Raw genomic sequence first — 19,281 nt, 5'->3', positions numbered from 1 at the left:
GTGACTTTTGGGCGGGCCTACGACGCGGTGCCCTCCGTGGTGCTGACTCCGGTTGACGCCAAGACGCAAGCGCTCGGCCTGTACGTGACTGCCTCACAGACGGGCTTCACCGTCGGAGCGACGAATCCGACCGCGGCTTCCGTGCCGGTACGCAGTGGAGCGACCGGCGAGGCTTACCAGGCCACCTACATCGTCCTCGCGTGAGAGGCTGGTGATACGCGTCGCTCATGAGTGAGCCCGTCACGCGACGGGCACGGGCCGTGGACGGGTGATCCTGGCGGACAGGTCACCCGTCCCGAACTCGACATTCGCGTAGTCTAGATCCACCTTGTTCGTCTCAGGGTCGGCCACGTCCCCGTTCGTGCCGGAGGTGTAGGCGCCGTACATGAAGCCGAGTCCTTCGACTCGGGAGTAGCCGACCGGAATCTGGGCGTTCGGATCGGAGATCTCGACACCGTTCAGCCACCATCGGACAGAGCCTCCACCCGACCTCGAGAAGGTCGAGGAGATGACGATGTGGTACCAGGCACCCGTCTCTAGCGGCGTGGGCGCACCGATGTTGTTCTCGATCAAGGTCGGCGGTTTAGACGTCGAGGAGTAGTCCGCAACCCCTCCGTCACTCCGGGCCGTGACCTGCGCCCAGGTGCCTGTCGGGTGCTTCGCGAGGACGAGGCTCAGGTCAGGAGAATAATGCTGGTGATCGCCCTTGTCAGTGCTGCAGTGCCACTGGCCGGTAATGCAGAAACCTCTCTGCATCTGCTTGTTGAGCCGGATCGAGAACGATGTCCAGATTGGGGTGGAGTAGGGACCCAGCGGCAGCTCCGATCTGATCTCGGCCCGCCGCTGGTCGACGGCATTGTCCCGGGGTGCGACGTCGCCCTGAACCAGTGTGAAATTCGTGAAATTTCGGTCGAGAGCCGTCCGGATGGAGCTGGGCTGCGCGGAGCCGACCTGGGTGTTCGAGTTGACCATGATGTGGCGCGCAGTCCGGAGGGCACCGAAAGGGTTGTCGTTGGGTACGTTCGTGAGCGCCGGCGTCCCAAGGTCGCGAATCTGCCCCGCGATCTGGGCCTTATCGGTGGAAGGAATAGCCGTCACCTGCCACACTTTCCAGCTGCCCTCGAGCGCCTTCGAGAGATCAATACCGTTTCCGCCGACAGCGTCTACCTCGGCGGTGATCCACTCGTTTTGGGTGTCAGAAGACGTGCCGACGTTCTTGCGCACCTTGGCGAAGAAGGTGTACTGGCCGTCGGGGCACCGTAGCGAGGGTGCCGTGCGATTCCACGATGTCTTCGTGTACGGGCTCTGGTAGTTACTATCCCACCCGGACATCGGCGAGGCAGCCATTGTGAGGTCCTTGACCCTCATCTCGACGGTCGCTCCGGGCAGTGCGGATTGGTCAAGGGACTCCACGAAGAGGACCAGTGTGCGCTGTCCCTCGGGGGCAGGGAGCGTTGCGGCGCACGGCCACTCGGAGGGGGTGTTGATGTCCGACGACTGCGGCTTCGTCCTCACGGCGGACGCTGCGAACAGAGGCGTCTTGATGACCACAGCTTTCGTTTTCGCATCCCACCATCCGGCCATGACGGTCGCGTCGCTCGAGGCTGGCACGCCGTTCAGCGCCACGCGCGCCTGCACGAGCACGGCAGATTGAGGATCGAAGGGCGACGTCCCGCGTAGTCCGCCAAAGGAGGTGGGGACGGTTGTGCTTCGCTTCGATGTGACCGTAAAGGAGGTCGAGTCGAACGTGGTCACGTGAGCGGAGGCGTTGGGGTCGTAGACCGTCCATCCGGTCGGTGAGCCTGTCCCATCGTCGACGAATCGGGGGTGGGGTAGTTGCTCGGCCGTGGTGACCATGAGGTTCGCAACCGACAGATAGGGCTCCGACTCGAGGGAGACTTCACTGTGACTCGGGTAGATGCCGATGACCAGGCGCCTCGGACCACGGGGATTGTTCATGCGCATGCTGATCCGCGTCGACGCTTCCTCGTCCTTCGTGCGGTAGACCGTGCACGGGTCTGAGAAGGAGCCGTTCGTGGGGTCGAACCACGCGAAGAACGCCTCGTACACCTCTCCTGCCGCGACGTTGGACATGCCGATGGTGGCGGTGACGTCGACCACTCCTTCGATCGTCTCCACGCTCCTGAATCCGCCGTAGCCTCCCGGGTCCTTGGTCACGGCCTTCATTCCGAAGGTGATCGCCGAGCCGTCTGCGCTAAGGGAGACAATGCGCTTGGTGCTGCTTGAGTGGCTCTGCCAACTGTGAGTGGTGGGGGAGAAGGTGTCCGCGAAGGTGGCGCTGTCTTTGAGGATGTTCGCGGTGGATCGGAAGACCTTGAGGCCTGTCCCCCCGCCGAGGATGTACGGATCGGACGTCGAGAGCCATGGTTCGTACGGGGTGACGACGCCGTCGACCCAGCACGTCGGCGTAGCGTTGTTGAAGGTCATCGTAACCGACGGCAGGGCAGCGGCGCTGGCGGGCGAGCCGCCGGTCACCGCGGAGGTTACCGCGACAGCGGCGGCGCCCGTGAGCGCTCCACGGACGAGTGTCCGCCGGGAGATCGGGAAGCGGGCGTGTGTGAGGTTCTCCACAGGAGACTCCTTCTGTGTGGGGATGGGGTACTGGCGGGGTTGAGGACTCTACAGATCAACGGCGATCGCGTGCGCGATGGCGCGAGATGAAGGAAGAGAAGGCCCGTGCCAGTAGCACACCTTCCGGCCACCCGTCGGGCCCACGAGGTCTCTCGGTCAGTGCTGTCTCCCAAGACCACTCGTCGAACCACCCAGAGCACTCTGCGGCGCGAGGCAGCGCTTGTCCCTGCCGCCCGAAGGGACACGATTAGAGAGAAAGCGAGTCGGAATTCGCCGTCACGTGCCTAGTGAATGGGGGACCGTAGGAGCAAACGCACCTCCTCTGGGTGAGCGAGAGGGAGGCTGTGACCGTGCCAGATAATGCTAAATGTGCTTGAAAGCAGTCAATCTTCATCTCGAAGCGCCTGGCCTAGCCGCTGAGGTGCTGGTGACCTCTGACGCGCCCGGATCACAGCGCGTTCATCATTTACTTCTTGCCGACGTGCATCTCTCCGATGCTTCTCATCGGCAAGTCGAAGTTTCGAGACACTCATCGAAGCGTGTCAAAGCAAGTGCTGTGTATGACTCGTTCTAGCGCTGATTCTCACCTTGCGTGCAGCCTGGTCTGTCTGAGTTCATGCGGAATCGCGGAACTTAGCCGAGTTGACCGTCTTTGCGGTGACAGCAGAGCATCGGCGAACCGCGGCGCCGGCGGGAGCCTTCGATGCTGTCACGGATTGCGCCAGGAGTTCCACATCGAATCGGGCAACAATGCCGACTACCGCGGATGTTCCCGTCAACAGCGGAGCCACGGTGACCGCCTACCAAGTGAACTACGTGCTGACGGCGTCGGACGGCGGTTGGGTGTTGCTCGTTCCAAGGGAAGTCCCGACCGACGCCCTCGTGCGCGGCGTCGGGTCGCCGGACCCTCAACGGATCGCACTTGCATCGGCAGAACAGCCGCGTATTGGGACCGCAGCGAGCGACGAATACTGACGTCACCGCCCGCACGACCGGACCCTCGGTCCTCTTCGGCCTATCGGGCGGATCCGCTGTCCCGTGTACGTGCTCTTCAACCTTCCACCACCGGAGGGAGCCGAGTGCTTCTGTCGCAGCGATCGCGATTTTCTCCCTCGGATCGGGTCGGAAATCATCATGGCATGGCTTCAAAAAGGTAGATTTAAATCTCGACGAATTATTCTACACTTTGATCCATAGTAGTAACGGACGCGACACCCTTCTGTATCTCGTCGGACCAACTTCATTGCACAGGACAGTCCTGGTCGTCATCGGACCAGAATCGTGCGTGGCCGCGTGATCCGCGAAGACAGGTCAGCAGTGCCATACTCTACATTCGCGAAGTCTATGTCGACCTTGTTTCGCTGCGGATCGTTGGGCACATCGCTGCTCGTACCGGTTGTGTATGCACCGTACATGAAGCCAAGCCCTTCGATTCGAGAATATCCGACGGGAATCCTTGCATCCGGGTTCGAGACCTCGGTGCCGTTGAGCCACCATCTGATAGAACCGCCACCGGACCGTGAGAAATTCGACGCAATAACCACGTTGTACCAGAGCCCCGTCGTCAGAGGATTCTGCGCTTTAATATTGTTTTCGATGAGCGTGGGAGGTCTCGCGGCAGAGGAGTAGTCGGCTACGCCCCCATCGCTCCTCGCCGTGATCTGTGCCCAGGTTCCGGTCGGATGCGCGGCGAGTACGAGGCTAAGATCAGGCGAGTAATGTTGCTGGTCGCCGGGATCGCTCGAGCAGTGCCATTGACTTGCGATACAGTAACTCCTCTCCATTCTCTTATTTAGTCGCAGCGAGAACGACGTCCAGATAGGAGTTGAATAGGGAGCAAGCGGAACCTGAGCTCTGATCTCTGCACGGCGCTGCGTGGCAGCGTTGTCACGTGGGGCGACGTCGCCTTGCACGAGCGTGAAGTTGGTGAAATTTCGGTCGAGAGCCGTGCGAATGGCGGCCGGCTGCGGCGAACCAACCTGCGAGTAGGTAACGCTCATGACGTGCCTGGCCGTCCGAAGAGCCCCAGCAGGATGATCGTTCGGTACGTTTGTCAAGGAGGGAACACCTAAGCGGGTGACCTGCTTGCCAATCTCGGTCGTATTGATCGACGGAATGAGAGTGAGCTGCCAAACTCGCCAGCTTCCTCCAAGTGCTTTCGAAAGATCAATCCCGGTGCCGCCTGTGGCCAGGACCTCTGCGGACAGCCATTCATTTTGTCCTTTCGTCGCATAGCCGACATTTTTGCTCACTTTCGCAAAAAGTGTGTACTTCCCGTCCGGGCAAAGGAGGGCCGGTGCGGATCTATTCCATGACGTCGCCGTATAAGGCGGTTGAAAATACGCGTCCCATCCTGAGCTCGGCGTCGCCACCATCGAAAGACCTTTAATGGTCATCTGAATTGTCAAGCCAGGCATCGAAGATGAATCTGAAGATTCCACAAAGAGGACCAGACTTCTCTTTCCTGCCGGCGCTGGGAGAGTCGCGGCGCACGGCCATACGGTGGGGGTGCTAATATTCGCCGCTTGTGGCTTCGTCCTTATCGAAGAGGCTGCAAAAAGTTGAGTCTTGTCGTCGATGGTCATTGTAGACGAATTCCACCAACCTGCCATGACGACAGCATCGCTGGCCATTGGCGCTCCGCTAAGAGCAACGCGCGCTTGAAGTAACACTTCTGACTGCGGGTCGAACGGCTGGGTGCCGCGAATGCCACCAAAAGAAGTCGGGGTGGTCGCGCTCCGCGTTGAGGACACGACTACTGATGACGCATCCGCACTTATAATCTTTGAAGAAGACCCGGGATCGTGGAGTTCCCATCCGGCAGGTACTCCAGATATGCCCGCAACGAACGCCGAGTTGGGCAGACGCTCCACTGGTGTCACCATGAGATCAGCGACCGAGAGATAGGGCTCGGAGGAGAGAGATATCGAACTGTGAAGAGGATAAATCCCGACTATCAGTCTCCGCGGACCGCCGGGGTTTTTCATCCGGATGCTCACCCGAGTCGCCGGCTCTCCGTCGATGGTACGATAAACAGTGCAGTTATCCGAAAAAGCGCCATTCAGAGGGTTATACCAGGCAAAAAATGCAGTATAGCTTTCGCCGCTGGGAATGTTCGACATCCCAATCGTTCCCGTCACATCGACAACCCCAGAGTCAATCATCGCAACACTGCGAAAACCACCGTAGCTTCCCGCGTCCGCGGATGCAGCTTTCATCCCAAAGGTGACAGCGGTTCCATCCTGGCTGACGGATACCACGCGTTTCGTGCTGGCCGAGTGGCTGGTCCAGGTGGGGCTATTCAAAATAAGCGCGTTCTTGAATGTCGAACTCACGCCGAGCAAATTAGTGGTCGCTCGCAACACTTTCAGCCCCGACCCCGCCCCCAAAATATTGGCATCGGTTGTCGAGATCCAGGATACGTAAGGAGTTGCAATGTCGTTGATCCAGCAGGAAGGAGTCGCTCCTCCACTGAAAACCATCGTGACGGTTGGGAGACTTTCCGCGCTTGATGCGCGTCCGGCCGCTGCGCCGATCGAAGGGGTCACACCGACAGCGGTCCCCAGAACAGCGCCGCGAAAAATTGATCTCCTAGAGATAACTGGGTGAAGTTCGTGTGGCGCGTCCATGCTGGTTCTCCCTCGATTGCGTCTGTGCTGATTTCGATCTCCGGTTGACGCTGAGAATGACGCGGACCTGAAGAGTGATGGAGCAGACACTCAGAGGCTATGGACCATAGTTCGCACAAAAGAGGTCATCGAGGTTCTTTTGCTAACGAAACACCCCGAACGAGGGCCAGAGCACGTCCGCGGGTGGGTACAACGCGCCGCGGACTTAAGGGATCGGACGTGTCGTCGCTAGGATGGGGTGGATGCATCTGCTACGGGTCACCTCATCCTGAGGACCGAGCGCGCTTCGAGAGGGGCGGAACAGCTGAAGAAGAACTGTACGGTCCCGCTTCAACCGCTCATATTGGTCGGCACGCTCGGTGATCTAGCACCTGGTCCTGGTGTGGCAAGAATCGCGCGACCCGGCGACGTTGGGGCTGCGATCGCAACAGCAAGGATTACTCGTGTCAGGGCAAACCGGACGCAAGTTGCGGCGCTCCGTCTCCTGGTGCCCACGCGGGGGGGAGCAGCATGACGCTGATCATCGGCGGTCTTCTTGTGGCCGCGCTCCTTCTGTGGCTTCTCGCTTCGCGGGTCTCAGTACCTGCGGTGATCGGCGCGGTGCTAGCCGTGCCACAAATCTATCAGATCGTGCCAGTCGTGTATTCGGGTGCTCTTGCCTGGAATCTTTTGACGCTCCCCGTGACGCTGGTTCGGATGAAGGCCTCGCTTTGGCGGGGGGCTCCTGCTCTTCTTGCTGCTTTTGTGGTTCTCCACCTCGTCTACCTGCCTCTCTCGCCCTCGGTCGGCCGAGGTGCGTTAGAGGTGATGGAGGTCCTTGGCGCGTTAGCGGCAGTACTTGCCTTCGTTCTCGCTGCGGCTGCCGATCGCGGCATATTCAAGACCGTCATGTACGCGGGCCTTCCGTTCTTTGTTCTGCAGTCTTTTCTGACCATCGCCTTTTTGGTTGATCCCGGTCTCGAGATGTCCTACCTCACATCTCCTATTGCGCCGTACTTCTCAAGCGCGGGAGTTCTTGGGCTTTTCACGACTAATTACAATAATGTGGTCGAAACCTTTAAAGCTGGCGGCATTTATCTCAACGGTAACAGCGCGTCTATGACCATGGGGGCGGCCGCGTTTGCATACTTTGGCTTCGGGAAGCTTTTTCATTCGAGGATCATGACTATTGGCTCAATCATCATGTTTATCGGAGCGATATTCACCGGGTCGAAGACTGGAATCGGATTAGCCGTCGTCCTGGCTCCTTCCATGTACCTACTCTATAAGGCTGCATCACAAGCTAATATTCTTCTGAATCGTGCGCTTGCCGTGCTGATAGGCATCCCGGCTCTGATCCTCGGAGTTCGTTTTGTTCTATCTCAAGCTGAGCAGTTTACTGAGCAGTCCTCCGATTCCGTGGAGATTCGCTCCAAGATTTGGGACGTTGCTATCGATGTAATCCAACAGCACCCCATTATAGGATCGGGATACGGTGCATTTAATATTGAACTCACGCGTGTCTCTACTACTATCGGTGTTCCGGGATCATATCCGCCTCACAACTTTCTCCTCAGCATTTGGATCGATGTCGGTCTGGCCGGAGTAGCTCTCATCTTGGCGCTTTACGCACTGATTGTCATGCAGCTCATCAAAGTAGTTCGACGCTCAAGCAAGGAGGTGTCCGTTGCGGCCATGTGCTTCATAGGTTCCGTTTCTTGGATATTTATTCACGGTATGGGTGACAACACCTCTTTCTTCGGCACTCTCAGTACGATGCCCATTTTCGCCGCAATAGTTGTCGTTTCACGGATCTTCGTCCTGGACCTCAAAGAAGGGGCCGGATCGAGTTTGTGGTCTGTCCAGCGAGAGGCTGGCAACGGATTGCTAGGGGTCGCCAAGACCCCGAGGCTGGGAGTCTACGGTTCCGCGCCTTCTGTGGCGTCGCGTCCGGGCTCTGATGCGTATGTTGCTCGTCGACGAAGCGGAAGAAGGAGAACGTGATCGCGCGAAGTTTACTCAGTGGGCTATTTCGCTATCCTGGCGCTTTCTGGAAAGTCTGGCGGGATCTCCGTACCGCTTGGTTGATGATCGCTGATGCCATTGGTAACCGGACCCGTCGACGGCGGATCGTCAGCGAGGACGAGGACGCACCCGTGATAAGTTTGACAAGTTATGGGAAGAGGATCGAAACCGCCTACTTCACTATCGAGTCGCTTGCCCGGGGAAAAGTTCTACCGTCGCGGCTGATCCTCTGGATCGGCGATAACGAAAGCGAGAATATCCCCTCCTCCCTTATGCGGCTTCAGAAGAGAGGCCTGGAAATCATCCGGACCAAAGACTACCGCTCACACAAGAAGTACTACCCTTTTGCCATCAGTGCGAAGAGCCATCAAACGGCGTTGGTAACAGTTGACGATGATACTATTTACCCCATAACGCTTCTGCAAACATTAATTCGTTTCCATGAGGCGGCGCCGGACTATATTATTGCTAATCGCGCCCGTAGGATAATCCTCTCGAAGGGTGCGATCGCGCCATATGAAAGCTGGCCAGCGGCGTCGCCGCACATTGTCTCTAGTGCAAATTTCGCTGTCGGGGTGGGTGGCGTGTTGTATCCTCCAGCCGTGGTCGACGGGCTTCGGGAGGCGGGCACTGAATTCCTGGCGGTGGCACCCCGTGCGGATGATATTTGGTTACACAAGCAGGCCTTGACACTGGGATCGAGAGTGATATTTACAGGAGAGTATGCCGAGGATGATTTCCTCGGCATACGCGGCATAGGGCGTCAGACTTCGCTCTGGTCGCTCAACGTGGTTGAGGGGGGAAATGATGCTCAGATAGCTGCGACGTACGGTTCTGCTGATAGTCGAGCGCTGGAGGCCGACGTCGCTCAATCTCGAGAAGATATTTGGACTGTCGGAAGGTGACGACGACTGGATTCTCAAAATGGGAGTTTTAAAAAAAGTAGCTGTCGGATGGATCCGGATGTATACTGTGCCTAGTTCTATTCAGGATTGCCTATCCAACGGCGTAGTCTCTGCCATCTTACAAGCCAATGCTTCGTGTGCGCAGAGCGCAACGAAGTGCTATTTGTCGGGAGAAAAGCCGTGGTAAAAATTCTTGTCGCCTCGCGCGCGCTTCCGGCACACGGTGGCGGGGGGATGGAAGTTGCTGCGTGGGACCTGATGAGCGAATGGTCGGCAAGTGGACATGAGGTCGTTGGATTGACTACGCCTGGTTCGTCCGGGTTCTCGGGCGCTCCCTTCGAAGTCAGGGTGCTACCGGGGGTCGCCGGGGGATATAGCGAGGAGTGGTTCCGCGCCACTGTGGCCGCGGCCGAGCAGATACGTCCTGAGGTGGTGTTTGGGGTAAGCGCCGGGGCGCATGAGATGGTGAAAAGTTCCGCCGCCGACGTTGTGACGATCATGCAGGCTCATGGCACCTCGATCGAGGAGGCGCGGTCAGCGTTGTCCAGCCGCTCGCTGTCTGGGGTGAGGCACGCCTTGGGCCAAATCCCCGGAATGTTGAGGGATTGGGACCGCTACCCGAAGTACGATGCACTCGTGGCTGTGGGACCGGGAATAGCGCAGGCAATCAAGTCTTATCCGCGGCGCGCGAGGCCGACTCGGCTCGAAATTATAGAAAATGGCATCAGCCTGCCGTCTCCCGTGCCAACGGATTGCACGCTGCCCCCTCTGCCTTTTGCGGCGTTCGTTGGGCGATTGTCCCATGACAAAGGCCCCGATCTCGCAATTGAGGCTTTGAAGTATTGGCCTGGCAATTTGGTGATCATCGGTGACGGGCCTTTCGACCGGGATCTGCGGGAACGCGTTGCGAGGCTAGGCCTCGGTAAACGTGTGAATTTCTTCGGTCGCCTCAGCCGGCCGGAAATTTCCTGGGTTCTCTCGTCCGCCTGTGCGGTCCTGGCGCCGTCCCGCCGACGAGAGGGGCTCCCGCTTGTCGCGCTTGAGGCTTTGGCGGCAGGGCTCCCACTCGTCACCTCTCAATCTGTTGCCGACACCTTCGGTGCATCCCGGCCGACCGGGATTCTTGTAGGGGGGGCGGAGCCTCGACGGATTGGTGCGCTTTTGACTGATGCGGAAATTCTCGTCAAATCAGGGCGGGTGCGCCTCCCGGATACTTACACACTCGAGGTGTCAGCGCGCCGCTACATAGAGCTTTTCGACGAGCTTTTGACCATCAAGCGGCGAATGAGTGGCGGTGCTGCATCGTGAGTGAGAGAAAGCATAGCGCTGAGTCGGGCATCGGCGAACGTCTTCTCAGCGGCACGGAGAGCGTTGCATCTCAGAACGGAAAACGATGACTATGAGCGGCTCGCCCCGGTCTGGTGCGGCGAGGGTCGGGAAGGAGACGACCCTCGCGAGGAGTGTTCTTTCGTCGTCCGTTGCTAACTTGATGGCGCCTCTCGCCGCCTTCGCTACCGCGCCGATTCTGGCCTATTCACTCGGAGTCGAAGGTCGCGGCGAAGTCGCCGCGGCGACTGCTCCGTTTCTTTTGGCAACTGTTGTCGCCACGATCGGTGTTCCAGAGGCTCTGACGTTTTTCGTCGCGCGAAACGTCCATGCGATGAAGCATGCCGCCGGCGCAGCCCTATGGCTGTTGATTTTGGCGGGTCTGAGTTCGGGGTTAGTCGTGTGGCTCGCCGCTCCTCTCCTCGCGGGAGGGCGTCTCGAGATAGAGCAAATGATTCAGCTTTCTGCCGCGGCGATCGTTCCGACCCTCTTATTGGGTGGTCTCCGTGGCATAGCCGCTGGTCGTGGCCGTTGGAACACGATCACGTTCGAGCGTTTGCTCGGTTCGCTGCTCAGGTTCCTCCCCATCGCTGGTCTTGCAGCGGTCGGGCAGCTGACTCCATTCACGGCTTTCCTCGTGATCGCACTTTCGCCGCTCGCTGGCGCAATAGCATACGTCCGCCTGCTGCGGATCGATGTGGGTGAAGAGGCTGAGGACGATGCGAGTAATCCGACGCGGCGGGTGCGCCTACGGGAAATGTTTTCCTATGGCGGCCGCGTGTGGGTCGGGTCAATCTCGGGAGTTCTTCTCTCCCGCCTGGATCAGCTGTTGATGATCCCACAAGCTGGCACGTACGAACTAGGGCTTTATGCCGTGGCCGTCAACGTTAGTGAAATCACTCTCGTATTGACAAGTGCGGTCGGCACAGTCATATTTGCGACAGACGCCCGTGATCGGGACAATGCCAGGGTTGGATCGACATCCCGTATTACTACCTGTCTGGCGGCGATAGCCGCGCTCGTGATTGGCTTCACAATGCCACTCTGGCTCCCGATATTGTTCGGGCGCGATTTCACGGCGGCGATAGCCAGCGCGGCGATTTTGCTGTGCGCAATTGTCGTTGGTACGCCAGGGTCGGTGGCTGGGTCGGTGCTCGCAGCGCGAGGCAACCCTGGTCTGCGAAGCGCATCGCTCGTCATCGCGGCGCTCGTTAATACGGTGGTGCTGTTTCTCCTCGTTCCTTCCCTCGGGGCGGTCGGTGCTGCTCTTGCAACCCTGGTGGGCAATGCCGTAGCGGCTGCTATGAATTTGTTCTTGGCGCGGCGTCGATACGCGATCCCCGTGACTTTGATGCTGGGCCTGCGCCAGTCCGACGTGCAGGCGATGATTCGGCCGGTATCGCGCCGGCTGGCTAGGAAACCCCTGTGAGCGAAGCTGATCTGTGGGGCTGTGGAATTGTAAAAACGATTGAGTTGAGGGAGGGTTAGAATATGTTGTCGAAGGTCGCACGTCTTTCTCGCTCCCTTGCCATTGACGTTGGTGAATCACGTTCGGTCATCTGGGCCGCCGTGGTGAATGGGCTTGCGGGTTCCCACTCTGTCAGTGCGATCGGCCGGACGGTTATATATCGGCTCGCAGGAATGCGCGTGGACCGAAGTGCTCGTATCCGCCCATCAGTAATCATTCGCTCGCCACGTCTCTCGATTGGCCCGTTGAGTACTGTCAACTACGGATGCATCTTTGACAATCGAGAGGGTGTGAGCATCGGATCCAGGGTCGGTATCGGGGTCGGTGTGCTATTTATCAACAGCGACCACGACACGAGGGATCCGCGGGCTCGAGCAGGAGCGGGGCGATCGGCACGGATTGTGGTCCACGATGGTGTCTTCGTGGGAAGCGGTGCGACAATTCTCTCTGGGGTTGAGTTGGCGCAGGGATGTGTGATTGCCGCTGGGGCGGTGGTCAAAGAATCGACGCTACCCCATGGGCTGTATGTCGGCGTTCCTGCGCGCCGGATCAAGGACCTTCCGGTGGTTTTTGACTAGACCCCTTCGAGAAAGGCGAGCACGCCGCGCGGAGGCTCCTACGGGTCGTGCGAGTTCGAATCTAAGCAGCAGGCTCCTCCGAACGCGGAGAAAAAAGATCGATTCAGAATAACTGAGCTGTAGCCGGAAAAAGGGCACAGCGGAGCGCGTCTCGAGGGATCGGTAACTTCAACGTGCCGCACCCATCGGTGAGATGCGGGAGCGAAGCGACTGAAAAGCATCGAGCACGTTGCGCACGTTGACCTCACGGGAGAAGTGGGTCCTCCAATACTGAGCTATTTCTTCATTATGCGAACGCATGCTAAGACCGACATTTTCCAGGTGTTCGAGCAGGGGAAGATCAGTGAGCGTCTCCCGTACGAAGCGCCCATCGACATATCCGGTCATCCCGATCGAGGGAGAGGTTACTACGGGAATTCCGCACTGGAGAGCGCCGACCGCCACCATGTGTCCTGCGGCTCGATCATGACGTTTCAGGGGCAGGAAGGCGACGTCGGAGTGGGAGAGAAGCTCGCCGAACATCTGCTGGCTCAGATAGCCGTGTTGCTCGATTGAGGATCCGGATCCGTTTTCCCAAAGCGGCTTCTCGCGACCTGCGCAGATGATCAGACGTACTGGTCTGCTCCACGCCTTCACTGCGTCGACCATGTCATCGATCTGGACAGTGTCGCGGTCGGATGATCCCCCGATGAAAATGGTCGTGCGCGCGTGGTCGATGCGCCGACGCGGGTAAGCGAAGGTCGTTCCGTAGAGGACGTGTGTGCTGAGCCCACCGCTCCTGTTCCAGGCGGTGGACTCGACTTCTACGGTGGCGACGATGGGGCTGCTGCCCAAGATGGCGCGAAGAGCCTTCCAACTTCGTGTTCCCTCGCTCGCGTAGATGCCCGTGACGGCCACGCGCCGGCTGCCGAGAATACGGAGGGCCGCCGCTGTCCACGGGTTCAGCGCGAGATAGCGACTGCGCGGATGAAGTACACGCGCCTTGGCCGCTCCTACTACTGCGTCGATGCCGAGACCAAGTGCGCGAGAGCCGAACCGACGCCCTTGCGGAGCTGCCCTGGCGAACCGCACGATTCCTGCTATCTCCGGTTGCGCTAGCCATGTGGTGTCGTAGTCGACTGATTGGCGGCCGAGGCCGACGACGACGTACTGGTCCTGGCGGTTCACGAGAGGTTCTCCAAGGGATAGAGCCAGCGGCGCCATGCCCTGGACGTCCGTTCGACCGCGGTGCGAGTGAGTCCCGCCAGTTCCTCGTCTTTCATGTTTTCAGCCGCCTTCAGCGCGAGGAGCCAACGTTCCGCTATGTGCAACTTCCCGGCCTCGATGAGGAGAGGGGTCGGTATCTGGTAGAGGTCGGCAAGGCTGCTGTCAGCGGGGCCGACAAACGGAGTACCACATTCCAACGCCCGGATCGCTATGCCACTTTGGTAGAAACGACGGTAGGGGACGACGATCGCACTGGCTCCGCGGAGGAGCTCATCGAGTTGGTCCTCTGAAAGGTATTCACTATGCACGTCCCACCCTTCAACAGATGGCCATCCTCGGCCCCATATCTCGAGTTCGAGCTGCCCGGCTGCCGCGGCTGCGATCCGCTCTAGTAGCTCGACATCTCGGTCAGGTTTGTACTGACCTAGCACTCGGACTGTTCGACCCCGGACGCTCGTCCGAAGACTTTCGGCAGGTAAGACCGGGTGAGGCAATAGGACCGCTTGTGCGGCGAGCCCCTGCCTGGCAAGGACGTCTTGCGCGGGACGACTGTGGATAATCAAGCCAGCCCTGTTCATGACAAGACGGGCTAGGCTTCGCCAAAGACCGGTGTATCCGGTCGCGCGGACCAGCGGTTCTGGGTCGTGCATCACCACGTGCACGTCGATCTTGAGGATCCTCAGCGTCGCGAGGGCCAGGACATCGAGGTATCCGAGAACTGGCCATGTCACGATGAGGAGGGGCCGGGACGACGACAAGAGTGGTCGTGCCGAGAGTGCGACGGCACGCATGTACTGAAGCACCCAGGCGATTCGAGAGGTGTCCTTCACCGAGGGCTCGTTTACCGAGCGGATCGTGACCTCGCAGCCTTCGTCTCGAAGGAGCCGGGCGAGCGCAGCGGTGTAGTGCAGGAGAGTCCCCCCGAGCGGGTTGACGATTGCAATCGACGGCTTACCTGGTTTCGCGGCACGCATCATTGAGCACTCCTATGCATCCAGGCGTCCGCCTCGTAGCGACCTTCGCGAGCAGGGAGACTCGCTCGTACCTCTACGCGGGGGAGAGGAACGTCGAGAGCGTTGATAAGCGCATCGGCGAGCAGATGGTTGAATTGCTGAGGGTCGTTATCGATAGGAATAACGGTATGGCCGCGATCCTCGAGCCAGTTCGCGAGCCCAGTCTGTTGTGTCGTAACAACGGTGAGCCCAAAAGAGAGACCCTCCTTGATAGGCAACCCGATCTGCTCACGCCAGCGTCCCTCCGGAATGGAAGGAGCAACTAACACTCGGTTTGTTGGCAGAAACTCGAGAACCTCGGACCATGCTAGTTGGCCAGTGTATCGGCGACTCGAGGGGCGAGCGTGGGCCCATTGTTCCACTCGGGGAGCGAGGAGGCCTGGGCCGACGATGGTCAGCACTGCACCGGGGACAGTGGCCTCCACGTGCTCCCAGGCGTCAGTGAGTGGGATGATTCCCTTTCTCTCCTCTAAGGCGCCTACAAAGACGGCAGCAGGTCTCGTCTCTTCGTCCCGTTGCTCTGCGCGTGGTGAGGGGAGTTCTTCGATTGTCACGTGATCGATGAACCGGACGAACGGCAGCGAGGTGTACAGGTCCGATGAGCCGCGGCTCGCAAAAGCGATTCGGTCAACGAAAATCCGCATGTATGCGCCGACGCATAATGAGAACGCCTTGCTGACCCCCCGGGGGACGTGGCGCCGCCCACCGATCAGTTTTGCCAAATCATTATTCTCCATCGCATATGTGGCAATGAGTCGAGGACGTGATCTGAGCGCCCCCGTGGTCTTGAAAAGAAAAGCAATCACTGCGCTAGTGGGGAGGAATCGTACCCAGAGAGGCTCCGGTATTTCGAGGATCTGCGCAGTACTATTCCAGAAAAGCGAGGCGAGGTCCCGGAGGTTCTTCTGTTCGATGCCCGGTGGAACGGTGGTTCCTTCGAGATCATAATTGCGTTTAAAATAAATCATCTTCGCGGGCGTTGTCTCGAAGTAACGCTCGATGTGTACGGCGCGAAGTTCCGGCACGATTCGAAGTGATCGCGCGTTGGCCTGGTTGGTCTTCATCGCGCGCGACGTTTTCTAGCCAGCTGGCCGAGGAGTGCGTCTTCGTAGGCTGCGCAGACTACTTCCCACGAATATCGCTCACGCCCACGTGCGTAGGCGGCCGCACTCATCCGCTCCTGGCGCTCCGGATCTCTCATGAGCGCGTCTATCGATGCAGCTATAGCCTCCGGAGAGGGTGCGACGAATTCGCCAGTGCTATCGAGAACTTCGCGGTTATACACCGTGTCTCGAGCGACCGTCGGTGCACCGCAGGACATGGCTTGCGTGAGCGCCGGGTTGGTTCCTCCTACACTGTGTCCGTGGAAGTAGGCACCGGCGTGCTGCCAGAGAGCGAACAGCTGGCGATCATCGCTGACGTGCCCGAGCCAGGTGACGTTTTTCTCCGCCGCCGCAAGTGACGCCGCCTTCTGGTCAAGCTCGTCACCGTACCCTGAGGATCCGACGATGACGACCGGCCAATTTCGGCCGAGTGTGGCCGCAGCCTCGAGAAATTCAGGGACTGTATTCTCGGGTACGAACCGAGCGACGAGGAGGACGTACCCACGGTGCGGGAACCCCTCTACCTCGGGTAGCGCCCCCGGGTCGTCACCGCCGTATGGGATGAAAGACCCGTCTCGCTTAAAGTCCTTTTTCCAACGGCGGGCGATCTCGACAGCGTCGTAGATCAGTTCGTCTCCGAATATTGCAGTTGCCTTTGCACCGCTTCGGAAGACATTTTTCGCTAGCCGACCCCACTTCGCGCGGTCCCATTCAATGCCATCGACGTTAGTGACGGTCGGTATACCTCGAGCCCGGAGGATTGGCAGCCAGAACCCATTGGCGACGTTCATCACAAGGGCCACGTCGGGCTTCCTGCGTACCGCATCGATGCATGCCGTCAGCCCATAGGTCAGCGTGCTCAACGACTTTGATTCAATTCCCCGCGTTATCCGGGTGCGTACTCGGTGATCACGAGCGGGATTGTCGTCATCGGTCGATCCGTCTCGTCCATAGACCGTGACGTCCCACCCCCGTTCGGCGAGGTAGGGCGCTAGTTGTCTGACCGCAGTCTCGAAGCCGCCATAGAAGCTCGGATACCCTCGGGTTCCGATGATTGCAACGGACTTCGACATTCCGTCTTGGCCTCTCGGTGGCTCGCTTGATAAGGGGACCGGGCGGGTTCGCGTAGTAGGCGTGACCGCCATCGGCGAACCTATGATGGTTAGGTTCTGAAGTCGTCGTGCCTCCGCAAGTTGTAGCAAGGCAGGCGGAAGGGCCCGGACACCATTCATTGTTCGACGGAGCATGGCACGGGCGAGACTGAGTTTTCTGGGGCCGATTTCAGGATGCTCGAGTCTGTACTCGGCGGCCGGGGGAAGGATCGCCTGTGCGAGAAGACGAGGGCGGTTCTCCCAGGGGGAGGAGGTGATAGCAGCGAGCCAGGCGGCCGCGCGTCCGGCTGCCACGGACGAGGTGTGCAGTGTCCAGGCGGCGAACGCCTTCGTGTCGAAGGGAGCGACCGGGGCGTCCACGCCGATACGGGTCAAGAATGGACGCAGCGTTTCGACCGATCCTGTCTTGCGCGCGAGCGAAAGGAGATCCTCTGGATCTAGCTCCAGCTCGTTTCGAGAATGGTCCCACGCGGCGGTAAGTTCGGCAAACTCCGACCGATTGCGAAGCACATGCATTTCGCGCAGACAATGAAGAGCGAGCATGGCGGAGTTTGCCACGGGGTCCATACACAAGACCTCGGTGTCCGCGATCCGCGTTGTCCGTCGGCGCTCCCACAGGACCTCGAAGACCTCCCGCTCGGGAGCGAGAAACCCAAGGAAGCTGTGATGGACGTCGATGTCGCACGGCCACTCCGGGTGAAACAGCGTTCGGGCGTGATTGCTGAGAATGCGCGGCACGTTGGCAACAAAACGTTCTTTCCAGCCGCGGGCGCGCAGGGCCTCGACGAGAGAGTCCATCCCCTCGGGATCGACCAGAACGTCTGCATCACTCGAGACGCGAGGCGAGCGCAGACCCTGTTGAGCGAGCACAGGCCCCTTGACGCAAATCGACCGCACTCCGATTTCGGCTGCGACGTGCGCGGTGAGCGCGTAGGCGAGCTGCGTGGCGCTGGAAATGTCAAGGGTGATCGGCTCGGTCATGCGCTTCGCCGTTCCCGGGCGACAGGGAGGCTGCTCGTGCTCGCGATGAGGTGTTCCTTTTGGAGTCGGGTGAGAAAACGCTCGACGTCGGGTCGGATCTGATCGGGAGGAAATCCAAGATCGTCTGACAAACGAAGAACGATTGCATCTGTGTCGGACGAGCCGTCGATCTCGTTCCAAATTGTGAAGGCAGTCCCTTCGAGCACGACGGGGCGCGAGCCGACATGCTCGAGTTCGAGGACGACCACTCGACCGTTCCCCTCAACGACGGCGGTCGACTCCAGCTTCATCCAGGCCCGATCTCTTGTAGTCAATGGATCACTCGCCTCGTGCTGCTCGTGAGGTGTTGCCAGATGGCTTCGGCTGGGCCGCGTACTTGGCCTCGGTCGCCGCCTTCTGCGGACGCCACCACGACTCGTTCTCGCGGTACCACTGCACTGTTGCGGCCAGGCCTGATTCGAAGTCGGTGTAGCGCGGGGTCCAACCGAGTTCGGTGCGCAGGCGCGTCGAGTCGATGGCGTAGCGGAGGTCGTGCCCGGGGCGGTCGGTGATGTGATCGAAGGCGTCCTCGGCCTGGCCGAACTCGGCAAGGATCCGTCTCACGACCTCGAGGTTGTTTTTCTCGCCGTCGGCTCCGATGAGGTAGGTCTCGCCAATCGTGCCGCCCTCGATGATTGCCCAGACACCGCTGTTGTGGTCATCGACGTGGATCCAATCGCGCACGTTTTCACCTGCGCCGTAGAGCTTCGGGCGGATCCCGTCGATGACGTTGGTGATCTGGCGGGGGATAAATTTCTCGACGTGCTGGTAGGGGCCGTAGTTGTTCGAGCAGTTCGACAGGGTCGCCTTGACGCCGAAAGAGCGCACCCAGGCGCGCACCAGCAGGTCACTGCCGGCCTTGGTGGACGAGTAGGGGCTCGAGGGGTTGTAAGGGGTCCGCTCCGTGAATTTTGCCGGGTCGTCGAGTTCGAGATCACCGTAGACTTCGTCGGTCGAGATGTGGTGGTACCGGACGTCGTGGGCACGCACAGCCTGCAGCAGCGTAAAGGTGCCGACGATGTTGGTCTCGAGGAACGGGGTCGGATCGTTCAACGAATTGTCGTTGTGCGATTCCGCCGCGAAATGCACGACGAGGTCGCTCTCGCTGACCAGCCTGTCAACGAGTTCGGCGTCCGCGATGTCGCCCTCGACGAGCGTCATGCGGTCGGCCACAGGAGCCAAGGACGCCCGATTGCCGGCGTAGGTGAGCTTGTCCAGCACGGTGATCTGCGCATCCGGACGTTCACGGAGGGTGAGATGGACGAAGTTGCTGCCGATGAAGCCGGCGCCACCGGTGACGAGAATACGCACGAGTGCTCCTACTG

The 19,281-nt window shown here is 59.6% G+C and carries 14 protein-coding genes; 6 read left to right on the top strand and 8 right to left on the bottom strand.

Translation table 11 applies throughout. From position 1 onward, the window contains the following. Positions 1-204 carry a hypothetical protein gene (locus tag HRF29_RS03810; protein WP_173244824.1) on the top strand — a complete coding sequence of 68 codons (204 nt, stop codon included), beginning with the start codon at positions 1-3 and terminating at the stop codon, positions 202-204. A gap of 36 nt (positions 205-240) precedes the next feature. Here HRF29_RS03810 and HRF29_RS15280 read toward each other — a convergent pair whose 3' ends face one another. Together HRF29_RS15280 and HRF29_RS15275 are read right to left on the bottom strand one after the other, a co-directional pair. Continuing rightward, positions 241-2,592, bottom strand: coding sequence for a heparin lyase I family protein (locus HRF29_RS15280; RefSeq protein WP_173244821.1), 2,352 nt, complete (start codon positions 2,590-2,592; stop codon positions 241-243). Positions 2,593-3,857: 1,265 nt separating this feature from the next. After that, the gene (locus HRF29_RS15275; RefSeq protein WP_173244815.1) at positions 3,858-6,140 is read right to left on the bottom strand and encodes a heparin lyase I family protein; all 2,283 of its coding nucleotides are present in this window, start codon (positions 6,138-6,140) and stop codon (positions 3,858-3,860) included. Positions 6,141-6,731: 591 nt separating this feature from the next. On the opposite strand from HRF29_RS15275, the gene HRF29_RS03790 reads away from it, so the two are divergent. The 5 genes from HRF29_RS03790 (at position 6,732) to HRF29_RS15450 (ending at position 12,502) form a co-directional block, all read left to right on the top strand. Next, positions 6,732-8,204: an O-antigen ligase family protein gene (locus HRF29_RS03790; RefSeq protein ID WP_173244812.1), complete on the top strand. Its 1,473-nt coding sequence runs from the start codon at positions 6,732-6,734 to the stop codon at positions 8,202-8,204. Next, positions 8,201-9,130, top strand: a complete 930-nt coding sequence (locus HRF29_RS03785) for a glycosyltransferase family 2 protein (protein WP_173244809.1) — start codon at positions 8,201-8,203, stop codon at positions 9,128-9,130. Before HRF29_RS03790 ends, HRF29_RS03785 begins: the two co-directional genes overlap by 4 nt. Positions 9,131-9,265: 135 nt before the next feature. Then, positions 9,266-10,438 carry a glycosyltransferase gene (locus HRF29_RS03780; protein WP_173244806.1) on the top strand — a complete coding sequence of 391 codons (1,173 nt, stop codon included), beginning with the start codon at positions 9,266-9,268 and terminating at the stop codon, positions 10,436-10,438. Between the two features lie 85 nt (positions 10,439-10,523). Continuing rightward, positions 10,524-11,885 carry an oligosaccharide flippase family protein gene (locus tag HRF29_RS03775; RefSeq protein WP_343043636.1) on the top strand — a complete coding sequence of 454 codons (1,362 nt, stop codon included), beginning with the start codon at positions 10,524-10,526 and terminating at the stop codon, positions 11,883-11,885. Positions 11,886-11,947: 62 nt separating this feature from the next. After that, the gene (locus HRF29_RS15450; protein WP_425503090.1) at positions 11,948-12,502 is read left to right on the top strand and encodes an acyltransferase; all 555 of its coding nucleotides are present in this window, start codon (positions 11,948-11,950) and stop codon (positions 12,500-12,502) included. A gap of 168 nt (positions 12,503-12,670) precedes the next feature. Here the strand turns inward: HRF29_RS15450 and HRF29_RS15100 are convergent, their stop codons facing one another. Genes HRF29_RS15100 through rfbB form a run of 6 tightly spaced genes read right to left on the bottom strand, consistent with a single transcriptional unit; the run spans position 12,671 to position 19,267 of the window. Continuing rightward, on the bottom strand, positions 12,671-13,669 hold the full coding sequence (locus HRF29_RS15100; RefSeq protein WP_173244797.1) for a glycosyltransferase: 999 nt from the start codon (positions 13,667-13,669) through the stop codon (positions 12,671-12,673). Then, positions 13,666-14,685 (bottom strand): glycosyltransferase, encoded by a 1,020-nt coding sequence (locus tag HRF29_RS03760; protein WP_173244794.1) that lies wholly within the window; start codon positions 14,683-14,685, stop codon positions 13,666-13,668. The genes HRF29_RS15100 and HRF29_RS03760 overlap by 4 nt, the downstream gene beginning before the upstream one ends. Further along, complete coding sequence (locus HRF29_RS03755; protein WP_173244791.1) at positions 14,682-15,785, bottom strand: glycosyltransferase; 1,104 nt, start codon at positions 15,783-15,785, stop codon at positions 14,682-14,684. Before HRF29_RS03755 ends, HRF29_RS03760 begins: the two co-directional genes overlap by 4 nt. Beyond that, positions 15,782-17,917: a glycosyltransferase gene (locus HRF29_RS03750; RefSeq protein WP_173244788.1), complete on the bottom strand. Its 2,136-nt coding sequence runs from the start codon at positions 17,915-17,917 to the stop codon at positions 15,782-15,784. The genes HRF29_RS03755 and HRF29_RS03750 overlap by 4 nt, the downstream gene beginning before the upstream one ends. Continuing rightward, positions 17,914-18,207, bottom strand: a complete 294-nt coding sequence (locus tag HRF29_RS15445) for a PqqD family protein (RefSeq protein WP_425503089.1) — start codon at positions 18,205-18,207, stop codon at positions 17,914-17,916. Before HRF29_RS15445 ends, HRF29_RS03750 begins: the two co-directional genes overlap by 4 nt. 28 nt (positions 18,208-18,235) lie before the next feature. After that, positions 18,236-19,267 (bottom strand): dTDP-glucose 4,6-dehydratase, encoded by a 1,032-nt coding sequence (gene rfbB, locus HRF29_RS03740; protein WP_173244782.1) that lies wholly within the window; start codon positions 19,265-19,267, stop codon positions 18,236-18,238. Between the last annotated feature and the right edge of the window lie 14 nt (positions 19,268-19,281).

The sequence above is a fragment of the Rathayibacter agropyri genome (assembly GCF_013249015.1).
GTDB lineage: Bacteria > Actinomycetota > Actinomycetes > Actinomycetales > Microbacteriaceae > Rathayibacter > Rathayibacter agropyri.
The sequence above is the reverse complement of the archived record's forward strand: the minus strand, read 5'-3'. Positions and strand labels throughout refer to the sequence as shown.

Bases quoted from the DNA above. Each gene is read 5' to 3' on its own strand.
- HRF29_RS03755 (WP_173244791.1), bottom strand. From the start codon at position 15,785: ATGAAGACCAACCAGGCCAACGCGCGATCACTTCGAATCGTGCCGGAA.
- HRF29_RS03775 (WP_343043636.1), top strand. From the start codon at position 10,524: ATGACTATGAGCGGCTCGCCCCGGTCTGGTGCGGCGAGGGTCGGGAAG.
- HRF29_RS03790 (WP_173244812.1), top strand. From the start codon at position 6,732: ATGACGCTGATCATCGGCGGTCTTCTTGTGGCCGCGCTCCTTCTGTGG.
- HRF29_RS03760 (WP_173244794.1), bottom strand. From the start codon at position 14,685: ATGATGCGTGCCGCGAAACCAGGTAAGCCGTCGATTGCAATCGTCAAC.
- HRF29_RS03750 (WP_173244788.1), bottom strand. From the start codon at position 17,917: ATGACCGAGCCGATCACCCTTGACATTTCCAGCGCCACGCAGCTCGCC.
- HRF29_RS15450 (WP_425503090.1), top strand. From the start codon at position 11,948: ATGTTGTCGAAGGTCGCACGTCTTTCTCGCTCCCTTGCCATTGACGTT.
- HRF29_RS15445 (WP_425503089.1), bottom strand. From the start codon at position 18,207: ATGAAGCTGGAGTCGACCGCCGTCGTTGAGGGGAACGGTCGAGTGGTC.